Origin of the sequence: Photobacterium carnosum, from assembly GCF_021236965.1 — a bacterium.
GTDB classification, from domain to species: Bacteria; Pseudomonadota; Gammaproteobacteria; order Enterobacterales; family Vibrionaceae; genus Photobacterium; species Photobacterium carnosum.
In genome coordinates this window covers 248,778-261,420 of sequence record NZ_WMDN01000004.1, presented here as the reverse complement: position 1 = coordinate 261,420, position 12,643 = coordinate 248,778, and the positions used below count along the sequence as shown (strand labels likewise).

11 protein-coding genes are annotated in these 12,643 nt (G+C 39.7%); 8 read left to right on the top strand and 3 right to left on the bottom strand.

Features of this window, described 5'->3' with window-relative positions:
• The first annotated feature begins 336 nt into the window (after window positions 1-336).
• The 6 genes from truA (at window position 337) to purF (ending at window position 6,612) form a co-directional block, all read left to right on the top strand.
• Entirely contained in the window at window positions 337-1,116 is a 780-nt protein-coding gene (gene truA / locus GLP24_RS06310) for a tRNA pseudouridine(38-40) synthase TruA (RefSeq protein WP_101768584.1), read from the top strand.
• 226 nt (window positions 1,117-1,342) lie between these two features.
• Window positions 1,343-2,260 (top strand): acetyl-CoA carboxylase, carboxyltransferase subunit beta, encoded by a 918-nt coding sequence (gene accD / locus GLP24_RS06305; RefSeq protein WP_101768585.1) that lies wholly within the window; start codon window positions 1,343-1,345, stop codon window positions 2,258-2,260.
• A gap of 203 nt (window positions 2,261-2,463) precedes the next feature.
• Complete coding sequence (gene folC / locus GLP24_RS06300) at window positions 2,464-3,726, top strand: bifunctional tetrahydrofolate synthase/dihydrofolate synthase (RefSeq protein ID WP_152653045.1); 1,263 nt, start codon at window positions 2,464-2,466, stop codon at window positions 3,724-3,726.
• Window positions 3,727-3,789: 63 nt separating this feature from the next.
• Complete coding sequence (dedD, locus tag GLP24_RS06295) at window positions 3,790-4,452, top strand: cell division protein DedD (protein WP_152653046.1); 663 nt, start codon at window positions 3,790-3,792, stop codon at window positions 4,450-4,452.
• Between the two features lie 64 nt (window positions 4,453-4,516).
• Entirely contained in the window at window positions 4,517-5,008 is a 492-nt protein-coding gene (gene cvpA / locus GLP24_RS06290) for a colicin V production protein (RefSeq protein ID WP_152653047.1), read from the top strand.
• An 86-nt stretch (window positions 5,009-5,094) separates the two neighbouring features.
• Window positions 5,095-6,612: an amidophosphoribosyltransferase gene (gene purF / locus GLP24_RS06285; RefSeq protein WP_101768589.1), complete on the top strand. Its 1,518-nt coding sequence runs from the start codon at window positions 5,095-5,097 to the stop codon at window positions 6,610-6,612.
• Between the two features lie 166 nt (window positions 6,613-6,778).
• Here the strand turns inward: purF and GLP24_RS06280 are convergent, their stop codons facing one another.
• Entirely contained in the window at window positions 6,779-7,663 is an 885-nt protein-coding gene (locus GLP24_RS06280; RefSeq protein ID WP_232615698.1) for a LysR family transcriptional regulator, read from the bottom strand.
• A 345-nt stretch (window positions 7,664-8,008) separates the two neighbouring features.
• Here GLP24_RS06280 and GLP24_RS06275 point away from each other — a divergent pair, with 345 nt between their 5' ends.
• Window positions 8,009-9,058: a response regulator gene (locus tag GLP24_RS06275; protein WP_101768590.1), complete on the top strand. Its 1,050-nt coding sequence runs from the start codon at window positions 8,009-8,011 to the stop codon at window positions 9,056-9,058.
• An 84-nt stretch (window positions 9,059-9,142) separates the two neighbouring features.
• Here GLP24_RS06275 and GLP24_RS06270 read toward each other — a convergent pair whose 3' ends face one another.
• On the bottom strand, window positions 9,143-10,537 hold the full coding sequence (locus tag GLP24_RS06270; protein WP_101768591.1) for a peptide MFS transporter: 1,395 nt from the start codon (window positions 10,535-10,537) through the stop codon (window positions 9,143-9,145).
• Between the two features lie 452 nt (window positions 10,538-10,989).
• On the opposite strand from GLP24_RS06270, the gene rfaH reads away from it, so the two are divergent.
• Entirely contained in the window at window positions 10,990-11,493 is a 504-nt protein-coding gene (gene rfaH, locus GLP24_RS06265) for a transcription/translation regulatory transformer protein RfaH (RefSeq protein ID WP_101768592.1), read from the top strand.
• A 79-nt stretch (window positions 11,494-11,572) separates the two neighbouring features.
• On the opposite strand, the gene folD is transcribed toward rfaH, so the two are convergent.
• Entirely contained in the window at window positions 11,573-12,430 is an 858-nt protein-coding gene (folD, locus tag GLP24_RS06260; RefSeq protein ID WP_232615697.1) for a bifunctional methylenetetrahydrofolate dehydrogenase/methenyltetrahydrofolate cyclohydrolase FolD, read from the bottom strand.
• Window positions 12,431-12,643: the final 213 nt, after the last annotated feature.

Here is a 12,643-nt window from a genome sequence, read left to right as displayed (position 1 = left end):
GACGAGGTTTCGAGTTTCGAGATAAAAAGCGATGGGTGAAAGCCTGTCGCTTTTTTTGTACCTGAACCCCGTCATTCCCTACAGTGAGGTTACGAACGAGATAGGGAATCTACTACCCACGCATTGTAGAGCCAGTATTTTCTGTGGCGTTTTAGCGTGTTTTCATTGGTGTCTTTGAGGCTCAATCACGCGGTGAGTAGATCCCGGATAATGGGCTGAGAACTCGCCATTGCTTCCCCTTTGTTGCACCATCCCCTATACTTCACCCTCTGTTTTGAACAGGCGCTTAAATAATATCGCCTGTGTGTTTATGTTGAATTAAGTCGAAGTGAGATTATGCGAATAGCGTTAGGTATAGAATACGATGGTGCTAAATATTGTGGTTGGCAGCGTCAAGTAGATGTGGATAGTGTTCAAGAACGTTTAGAAAAAGCGTTGTCACACATTGCTAATCAGCCGATTGCTGTTTTTTGTGCTGGACGCACCGATACTGGTGTTCATGGCACCGGACAAGTGGTTCACTTCGATGTTGATATTGACCGTAAAATGATAGCATGGACGATGGGTGTAAATGCTTATCTTCCTAAAGATATTGCTGTTCGTTGGGCACATGAAGTTAATGAAGATTTCCATGCCCGCTTTTCTGCTACCGCGCGTCGCTACCGTTATGTGATTTATAATCATTCAGTGCGTCCGGCTATTTTTCAACAAGGTGTTAGCCATTACCATGGTCATCTTGACGAAGAAAAAATGCATGAAGCCGCGCAGTATTTAATTGGTGAACATGACTACACATCATTTCGTGCTAGCCAATGTCAGTCACGCAGTCCGTGGCGTCGACTTGAACATTTAACTGTGACTCGCCAAGGTGATTACGTTGTTATCGACATTAAAGCCAATGCGTTTGTGCATCATATGGTACGTAATATCGCAGGTAGCTTGATCAAAGTCGGCAAAGGTGAAAAACAGCCGGATTGGATTAAATGGGTACTTGAACAAAAAGATCGTCGTATTGCTGGTCCAACAGCAAAATCAGCCGGCTTATATTTAGTCGATGTTGATTATCCTGCGGAGTATAATTTACCTCGCTCGGCATTAGGTCCGTTATTTTTGTAAGCCATTTGTTCAGTACAGGTTAAATGTTTAGTCTACAGTTACTAATGTTATGGCTGTTTTTAACGTGTACTGATGTTTTTACTCAAAAACATCATCATGACGATCAAAGGTAATACCAGTTTTTTATCTACAGATTAATAAGATTATGTTTTAATCTATAGATAATATTTAATGAATTTGTCTCTTCAGTCATTATTGGCCGAAGAATAAAAAAGAAAGGTCATTCATGAGCTGGCTTGAAAAGATTCTAACGAAAAGTAACATCGTATCTTCGCGCAAGGTATCAATCCCTGAAGGCGTTTGGACGAAATGTACGTCTTGTGATCAGGTTCTGTATCACGCAGATCTCGAACGCAATCTTGAAGTTTGTCCTAAATGTGACCACCACATGCGTATGAAAGCGCGTCGTCGTCTTGAAACATTTCTTGATGCTGATACGCAAGTGGAAATTGCAGCTGAACTTGAGCCGCAAGATAAGCTTAAGTTCCGTGACTCTAAGAAATATAAAGATCGCTTATCAGCCGCCCAGAAAGCAACAGGCGAGAAAGATGCTTTAATTGCGATGAACGGTGAGTTGCTTGGTCTACCTGTTGTTGCCTGTGCCTTTGAGTTCTCTTTTATGGGTGGCTCTATGGGATCAGTGGTTGGGACTAAATTTGTACGTGCGGTTGATTCTGCCATTGAAAAAAACTGTCCATTGGTTTGTTTCTCTGCTAGTGGCGGTGCTCGTATGCAAGAAGCGTTAATGGCATTAATGCAAATGGCTAAAACCAGTGCTGCGTTAGAGCGTTTATCTGCGAAAGGTTTACCATTCTTCTCTGTATTAACAGATCCAACAATGGGCGGCGTATCAGCCTCTCTTGCAATGCTTGGTGATATTAATATTGGTGAGCCAAAAGCATTGATTGGTTTTGCTGGCCAACGTGTTATTGAGCAAACTGTACGTGAAAAGCTACCAGAAGGCTTCCAACGTAGTGAGTTTTTACTTGAGCATGGTGCGATTGATATGATTGTTGATCGTCGTGAAATGCGTCAACGTATTGCAGGTTTAATGGCGAAAATGATGAATCAAGCATCACCATTAGTGGTTTCTATTGACAGTAAACCTGAAGAGCCACAACCTGCAGCAGAACAACAAGACTAAAAATTCCAACTTTAATCGTGTGTTATTAGTTAACGGTAATAACAACGATTAATGTCAATAAATGCCATTCTAATTGATGTAATTAGAGTGGCATTTTCGTTTTCTAGACCGAATCACTAATTTATTGTACTCGATGATTAAATTATTGGTCATTCAGTGGTAAATTAATGACTCAGTACGTTACTACAAGTGAATGATTTTAAATGTCAGGATTGACCCCTCCGCAAGCGACAGCCGCGCTTTCAACATGGCTAAAATATCTTGAACAACTTCATACTAGCGCAATTGATTTAGGACTCGACCGAGTTCAATTAGTCGCGCAACAGGCTGATCTTATTAAGCCTGCACCATGTGTTATTACTGTTGCTGGTACCAATGGTAAAGGCTCTACTTGTGCCATGCTTGAAGCCATTTTATTGGCAGCAGGTTATAAAGTTGGGGTATATAGCTCTCCGCATTTAGTGCGTTATAACGAACGTGTTCGAATTAATAATCAAGAACTTGATGATAGTGAACATTGCTTGGCATTTGCGAGTGTGGAAGCGGCGCGTGGTGAAACCAGTTTAAGCTTGTTTGAATTTGGCACCTTAGCCGCGCTAACGTTATTTAAACGACATCAAGTCGATGTGGTGGTGTTAGAAGTCGGTTTAGGCGGGCGATTAGATGCAACTAATATTGTTGATCATGATGTGTGTGTGATCACTAGCTTAGCGATTGATCATGTTGATTGGCTTGGCGATAACCTCGACGTTATTGGTTATGAAAAGGCAGGCATTTACCGTGGTGGTAAGCCTGCAATTTGTGGTCAACCGCATCCGCCAGCGACAGTGCCTGCACATGCTGATGATATTGGGGCTGAGTTTTATCAAGTCGGGTATCAGTTCGATTATCAAGTAGAGGCTGACCGTTGGCATTGGCAAGCAGGTGCATTTGCGTTGGCTGATTTACCTTTGCCAAGTTTACCATTGCCTAATGCGGCAACGGCGTTAATGGCATTAGCTGTCACCGATCTTGATATTAGTGATGAAAATATTATTGAAGGTCTACGTAATGCGAGCCTTCCTGGGCGGATGCAACGTGTTAGCGAACAACCGTTAATTATTATGGACGTTGCACATAACCCACATTCTGCGCAGTATTTTGCTACTCAGCTTGCTTGCATAAAAGCGCAAGAAGGTAAAAATAAAGTCCATGCTGTGGTCGCAATGTTGCACGATAAAGATATTGCAGCCACTGTCGCTGCAATGCGATCAAGCGTTGATTATTGGTATCCTGCGTCATTGAAAGGGCCTCGTGCGGCTGTCGCTGATGAGATATTATTGCATTTACCAACAGGTTGTCGTGGATTTGAGTGCCCAACAGTGGCTTTTGACCAAGCTTTAACACAAGCAAGCGCTGACGATATAGTAATCGTGTTTGGCTCGTTTTACACTGTCGGTCAAATAACCACGCATTTAAAGTTGTAGAACAGACAGAGAGTACATTGTGATTGTGCAGTGTTCTCTTTTTAGATATCAACAGGAGTCATTGTGGCGAGTCAATTTCAAAATCGACTAATTGGAACCATTATTTTAGTCGTGGTAGGCGTTATTTTTCTACCCGATTTTTTCGATGGTAAAAAAGAACATTATAAAGAACAGTTTGCGAGTATCCCATTACAGCCCAAAATGGGGGGAGAAAGTGAAGCAAAAACGATCCCTGAACCTGAAAATGCGGATGTTGTGTTACCTCAAGAACCTGTAACAGCAACGACAGATAAATCTGTTTCAACGGGTGATGAAACATATACCATTGAAACTGATAATAATGCGACAGCTGAGCCACAAATAAAGCCACAACATAATATCAAGCATGAGGTTAAACCAATCGTAAAGCCGGTTGTAAAGCCAACGCCAGTCGTGAAAAAACCGACACCTGTTGTTAATAAACCAACGCCAGCAACCCGTTCGGCATGGGTAATTAAAATGGGAACGTTTGGTAATTTTGATAACGCCAATGCGCTGGTAGCAAAACTGCGTTTGAACGGTTATCAAGCACAATTAATCCCTCGAAATGCTAAGCCAGGTCAATATGTAAAGGTTGTTGTTGGTCCTGATGTATCAAAAGCTAAGCTAACGGGGCAAATTGCAGAATTGAAAAAAATTACTGGCTTAAATGGTAAATTGAACCGATTTGATGCAATAAATCCTTAGGTAAACGTTTGCGTAAGCGTTTTTTCTGTTAGAATACCCATCAACACAACGAGCAATAACAACAATGATCTGGATTGATTATGTAATATTGGGCGTGATCTGCTTCTCAGCAATGGTAAGTTTGATTCGCGGTTTTGTTAAAGAAGCACTGTCATTAGTAATTTGGTTTACCGCATTTTTTGTCGCCAGTAATTTTTATATGGAATTGGCGGTTTATTTTACCAATTTCAGTGACAAGATGTTGCGTAATGGTAGTGCGATTGCAGTACTGTTTATTGCGACATTGATTGTTGGCGCAGTAGTAAACTACGTTATTGGTCAATTAGTACAGAAAACCGGTTTGTCTGGTACAGATCGTGTTTTAGGGGTTGTTTTTGGTGCCGTTCGTGGCGTGCTTATTGTGGCGGCAGTATTGTTCTTTATTGACACCTTTACAGGATTATCTAGCTCAGAATGGTGGAAAAAATCTGAGTTAATACCTCAATTTGGTGCTGTAATTGAATGGTTCTTCGAATATATCAAAGAGAGCTCTAGTTTTTTACATAGCATTAAATAGTGCAAGATTAACTGCGGTTGCTGACGTTACTGTTATAAATAGTAATGTTAGTAGCTGTTATTTTATGCAGAACGAGGGTTAAGGGAATGTGTGGTATTGTTGGAATCGTGGGATCAACCCCGGTAAACCAGGCTATCTATGATGCACTTACAGTGTTACAACATCGCGGCCAAGATGCCGCTGGTATTTGTACCTTAGAAAGCAATCGTTTCCGTCTGCGTAAAGCGAATGGTTTAGTTCGTGATGTCTTTGAAGCTAAACATATGCAGCGCTTACAAGGTAATGTGGGTATTGGACACGTACGTTATCCAACGGCAGGAAGCTCAAGTGTTTCTGAAGCTCAGCCGTTTTATGTTAACTCTCCTTATGGTATTTCTTTGGCGCATAATGGTAATTTAACCAATGCTGCTGATATTAGAGAAACGCTGTTTGAACACACAAAGCGGCATGTTAATACGACGTCCGATTCGGAAATTTTATTGAATGTGCTTGCTAATCAACTTGCGCATAGCGAAAGTTACCCCATTAGCCCAAATGATATATTTAAATCGGTTAGCGACGTACATAACATTGTTAAAGGTGCCTATGCTGTTGTTGCTTTAGTGATTGGGCATGGATTAATTGCTTTTCGTGATCCTCATGGCATTCGCCCATTGTGTTTAGGTCAGCGTGAAGAAAACGGCAAAATTGAATACATGGTAGCGTCAGAGTCAGTCGCATTAGATGCGGTTGGTTTTGATTTTGTACGCGATGTATCACCGGGTGAAGCGATTTATATTACGTTAGAGGGTGAGCTTCATACTCAGCAATGTGCTCTCAATCCACAGCTTAATCCATGTATATTTGAATTTGTGTATTTTGCACGTCCAGATTCATTTATTGATAAAGTGTCAGTTTACGGTGCGCGTTTAGCAATGGGTACTAAGCTTGGTGAAAAAATCAAGCGAGAGTGGGCTGATATTGATATCGATGTTGTTATTCCCATTCCGGAAACATCCTGTGATAGCGCGCTTGAAATTGCCCGTACGCTAGATAAACCTTATCGCCAAGGATTTGTTAAGAATCGCTATGTTGGCCGTACGTTTATCATGCCGGGTCAGCAAATGCGTCGTAAATCAGTTCGCCGTAAATTAAATGCTATCCGTTCTGAATTTAAAGATAAAAATGTACTGCTGGTGGATGACTCTATTGTTCGTGGAACCACCTCTGAGCAAATTATTGAGATGGCGCGTGATGCAGGTGCAAAGAAAGTCTATTTGGCCTCTGCTGCTCCTGAGGTTCGCTTTCCTAACGTGTATGGGATTGATATGCCCAGTGCCAATGAGTTAATTGCTCATGGTCGTGAAGTAGATGAAATTAGTAAATTAATTGGCGCTGATGGTCTGATTTTTCAAGATTTAAGTGATTTGGTTGCTGCTGTCGCGGAAGGTAACCCTGATATTACTTTGTTTGAAACGTCAGTATTTAATGGTAATTATGTGACGGGTGATGTTGATCAACACTATCTTGATTATCTCGATGCGTTACGCAATGAAGGTTCAAAATTGCAGTCTGAATTACACCAAGATTTAGTTAACCTTGAGATGTATAACGAAGGAATGTAATTTTACAGTCTAAATAATGCTAAAAGCGATAGATGAATATCTATCGCTTTTTTGTTGGTCTGGATTTGTGTTTTTTTGATAGTTAATGGTCATCATAAACGAAAATGCCGCTCCTAATTTATTTGGCGGCATTTTTCTCTGTTTTTTTGGGGACTAATTTTTCTAATTAGTGTTTTTCAAGATCAAAGTAATGACTTGCAAAATCAATAAATAGACGTAGTTTCTCTGGTTGGTAATCACGGTGGTTATAAATCAAATATACGTCACGTGGGTTAGCAGACCAGTTTTTAAGTACTTGTACAACGTCACCCGCTGCAATGTGTTTTTCTAACATTACATTTGGCATTAGTGTGATACCAAGACCTGCACTACATGCTTTACGAATGACATTAAGTTCACTTGCTTCAAAGCGTGCGCGTTCGTTAATTGTAACTGTCTCGCCATTTTGATTAGTTAAACGCCAGCGTAACAGCGGATTACCTTTCAATAATGTATGTTCATGTAGATCCTGAGCATGCTTAGGTTCTGGGTTTTTCTTTAGATAATCAGGACTAGCGACCAGAATATCTTTTACTTCGTTAATGCGGCGTGCAATAAGCGTTGAATCGCGTTGAGGACCAACACGGAACATAACATCCCAATCGGTTGGATCAAGTTGATCAGGTTCATTGCTCATAAACAGTTGAATGCTAATTGCCGGATGTTCTAGCATAAATGCAGTTAACAACGGCTGTAACATCACCTTAGTGATATTGGTCGGTGCTGCAATGCGTAGTTTACCTGCAGCGCCTTTACACTCTTCACTGATATGCTCAGTAGTATCCAGTAACTGTTGTAATAATGGGGCACAATCATGATAAAACTTCTGACCAGCTTCAGTCAGTGACAGTTTTCGAGCATGACGATTCAAAAGGCGAATGTTAAGGCCTTCTTCAAGCGCTTGAATGCGGCGTGTTAGCGTCGCAACGGGTACCTGTGTCTTACGTGATGCTGCTGTATAACTTCCATTTTCCACAACCATGCGGAAGAGGTTTAGATCGTCAAGTTTCATATCTAAGTCATTTGTGAAAACTGATAATGGGTAATTGTATAACAAAACGAGTCAAATTCACCCCCTTTTGTTATGTATTTTCAATAAAAATATGTTAGCTCTTATGGTTATTGGCCTGAGGCGGATTTATTTATAAATTTTGATAGAGTTTGAACTCATCTCTATTTATAGAACAAATATTTTGATAATACATAGAAAAGAGCTATTAGATGTAAACTATTCGCTATGCTTTAGTGGTTGCTAGCTTTTAAAAATGGGTGTGATGATAAAGTTTAGTGATCGTAGTTGGTGTTGTTAATTTTAGCTTATACACTCATAAATGTAGTTATGAAAAAGGAGACACTTTTGCTTAAAGGGAAAAATATACTTATCGTAGAAGATGATCCTGTGTTTCGAACCATGATTGTTGGCTTTTTAAATAGCCAAGGTTGTCAGGTGCGAGAAGCGGAAGATGGATTGGTCGGATTAAGAGCCCTAAAAGATGAGATCCCTGATTTATTATTATGTGATTTATCGATGCCAGTAATGACGGGAATGGAGTTTGTTGAAGAGGTTGCACTACAGTATCCAATGACGCCTGTGATTGTGATTTCAGGTACTGGAGATATGACTGATGTTGCTCAGGCATTACGCTTGGGCGTTAAAGATTTTTTAATTAAGCCTATTGATAATATTATGACGCTGAAATCATCGATTGTGTCGGTATTAAAAATGCAAGACAGCGCTAGACAAAAACAACAAGATTTTTCTCAGCGTTGGGTCATTGATGGTGATGATGCAGGTTTAGTCGAAGAAGAATTACAATGGCATATTTCAGAATTAAAAAGTAATCCCCAAGCCGCTCGCGATTTATTAATGGGGTTAATGCCTGATCTTCAATCTCGTTGTGGACGTTGGAAACTCAGTTATCGTGCTTTACAAGCAGCAGAAATATCACCGGTTATTTTTGATTATATCTGGTTGATTGATGGCCAATTAGCATTTTATATGGTTGACACCAGTTCTGGTGGTGAAAATAGCACAGCGACAGCATTATTGATTAGAGCATGTTTTAATGATTTCTTACGTCAGCAAGGTAACTATTTAAGCAGTGTTCAACACTTAGTGGCGCAAATAGAATTGGGGCTACAGTCTTCAGGTTATGCGACGCCAGTAAAAGGCTTATTTGGGGTGTTTAATTTAGCAGAAAAGCAATTACACCTTATTACGGCAGGTCTTGGTGGGGAATTACACCTTGGTGAGCAGCGTGTAATGATAGCTGCTGGACAGTGGCTGGGTGAGCAGGCCTGTGATAATCCATTGGTGATTTTATCCATGACAGATGCTGGTGGGCGATTGTCACTGAATGATATTAATCATGCTAATTTTAGTGTTAATTTTGAAACAGTGACATAAGTGTATATATGTATTACCAGAGAAAAGATAAAAATAAAAAAGAGGATGCTTACGCATCCTCTTTTTATTTAGTTAAAGTCACAATTAAGCGTTAGCAGGTTGTGGTTTAACTTCATTATCATCGTTATCCACAGCGCCTTCTGCACCATGCATCCATGAAATTAGCTTGTTAGAGAACAAGAGTAACAATAGACCAGCAATAACCGCTGTAATCGCAATACCAGAGAAGATCGCTAGTGGACCTGCTTCACCGATACTTGCGCCAACAACACCTGCAATGTAGTTTGCAATTGCGTTAGCACCAAACCATGCACCCATCATTAATGACGCAAGACGAAGTGGGGCTAATTTAGTGATCATTGATAAGCCAATAGGTGATAAGCATAGTTCACCAATTGTATGGAAGAAATAAGCGCCGACTAGCCACATCATTGATGTTTTAACGGTCATATCGCCATTTTGTTCTAACGCTGCACCAATCATACACGCAAAACCTAGCGCAAGAGAGAACATCGCTAAAGCAAATTTAACGGGTGAATTTGGCTCGCTTTTCCCCATTTTAACCCATAGTGCAGCAAGTAACGGAGCACATAAAATAATAAAGAATGGGTTCAGTGATTGGAACCATGCAGCTGGTACTTCAAAGTTACCAATCATACGGTTAGTGTATTCTTGCGAGTAAATATTCATTAAGCCGCCAGCTTGTTCAAAGCCAGCCCAGAATACGATAACAAAAGTAGACATCACTAAAATTACTTTCAAGCGATCACGTTCAATTTTAGTTAACGGCTCTTTTTTACCACTTGCGTTGTTTGCTGCATCACGTACGGCAGCAGGTACTTTACCAATATCACCCAGGTAACGTTGAGCAAAGAAAAGTTGAGTTAATAAGCTCATTAACATACCTATACCTGCGCATAGGAAGCCTGCTTTCCAACCGTAAACAGCAGATGCGGTACCTGCAATAATACCGGCTAACAATGAACCAATATTAATACCCATATAGAAAATAGTGAAAGCACCGTCACGACGATGATCACCTTCAGGGTATAGGTCACCAACCATGGTTGAAATATTAGGCTTAAATAAACCATTACCCACAATAAGGAAAGCTAAGCCAACATAGAAGGCGGTAACTGAATGAGGATCAACCACACTGTGAGGCAATGCTAGTGTAAATTGGCCAATCGCCATTAACATGCCACCAATGATAATCGAACGGCGTTGACCTAAAATATTGTCGGCAATCCAACCACCAATAAGAGGGGTAAAGTAAACTAAGCCAGTGTAGATACCGTATAAGTTAAGTGCTTCTTCTGTGGTCCACCCAAGACCGCCATTAATGGTTTTATCTGTTAGATATAAAACCAGAATTGCTCGCATCGCGTAATAAGAAAAGCGTTCCCATAGCTCTGTTCCAAATAAAAGGAACAAGCCTTTTGGGTGGCCCAGAAGGGTACCACTACTATTATGACTCATAGGATTCTCTATTTTATTTTAATTAGTGTGTTTGCTTATTTCATATAGGTTTATAAAGCACAATATATTTAACTGCAAGTTTTTACATTTAACCAACAATAATAAAACATTATAAATCACTGATAAATAAGTGTTCGTGTATTTTGTGCTCAGTTATGAAAAATTAAATTTCATCACTTAAAGATGTATCTTACACTATTATATTGCTTTAATTCAGGTTTTTATATTGTTTTTAGATCTTATGTTAGATGCTTATATTACCAGTTGAGAATATTCATATATGTTACAAATTCAGAGTCGAATATTAGTCAATAATATCGTGTGAATATATATCTATGGAATAAAAAGACAGTTGTGTGTTGTAAAAAATAGGATTTGGGTGAAGATATAAATCAGTATTGATTTTGTATATACTAATTAAAGTTAAGATTTTATTGAGGTTGATGTTGATAATGAGAGATTGGTATCTACTTTATTGTAAGCGTAGCGAACAAGAGCGCGCAGTGATCAATCTTGATCGTCAAGGGGCTGAATGTTATTACCCTCAGGTTGTGGTAGAAAAAATAGTACGCGGTAAGCGCTGTGAATGCTTTGAACCACTATTTCCAAGCTATGTTTTTGTTACTTTTGATTCTGAACAATTAAGTTTTACGACCGTACGGTCAACCCGTGGGGTAGCTGACTTTATTCGTCAAGGAGCCTTGCCACAAATTGTTAGCGAAGAACTTGTTTATAATTTGATGCTCAATGAAGATAATAATTCATATGAACATATGTTTGAATCATTACCTCAACAGGGCGATAAACTAATCTTAGAGCAAGGTAAGTTTAAAGGTCTTGATGCAATTTATCAGGAAGCTGATGGTGAAAAACGGTCATTTATGCTGATTAATTTACTTGGTAAACAAGTGAAAGTTAGTGTGGAAAATACTGATTTAATTAAAAATAAAGATTAACAACAATAAAAAAGCGAGTATATGATTACTCGCTTTTTGTGTATTAATTAATGATATATATTAGTTATATATCATTAATTTATGCTGAGTGGTACTGCTCACAAGCAAGCAATGTATTCTCAATTAAGCTGGCTACCGTCATTGGTCCGACACCGCCAGGTACAGGTGTAATATGTTTTGCACGTTGACAAGCGACATCAAATTCAACATCACCGCATAGCTTACCGTTTTTAAGGCGGTTAATACCTACATCAATGACTGTTGCCCCCTCTTTAATCCAATTGCCAGGAATAAAATTAGGTTTGCCTACTGCAACGACTAAAATATCAGCTTGGCGAATATGACCTTCTAGATCTTGCGTAAAGCGATGACACGTTGTTGTCGTTGCACCAGCCAGTAATAATTCTAGCGTCATTGGGCGTCCGACAATATTTGATGCACCAACAATAACCGCATGTTTACCACGTACTTCAATATTATACCGTTCAAGTAGCGTGATAATGCCTTTGGGAGTACATGAACGTAATTTAGGAATTCGCTGGCTGAGGCGACCGACGTTATAAGGATGAAACCCATCAACATCTTTTTCTGGATTAATGCGTTCAAGAATACGGGTACAGTCCATGCCTGCAGGTAACGGTAATTGAACTAAAATACCGTCCATCGTCGAATCTTGATTGAGTTCATCAATTAAATCGAGTAATTGCTGTTCAGATGCCGTAGTTGGTAAATCAAATGATTTTGAAATAAACCCGACTTCTTCACATGCTTTACGTTTACTGGCAACGTAGATCTGCGAGGCTGGATCATGGCCGACGAGAACAACAGCGAGACCTGGTGCGCGTAATCCGGCATCGGTGCGTGCTTTTACTCTAGCGGCAACTTCCTGTCGTACAGTTTGGGAGATAATTTTCCCATCAATAATTTGAGCGCTCATGGTGATCCTTTGTTGTATTGGTTGAACGTATCAACGCCAATATTGTGGCAGATTATAAATGGAATAGCTATTGAGCAAACGATTGCTATTTAGTTTTATCTTTTATATAGAATTGTGATGTTGTTGCCTTATAGATGATTGGTCAGGAAATATTGTAATAAGAATGAGGGTAAATAATTAGAGTGAGCTTTTGTTGACCTTGAAAATATCCTC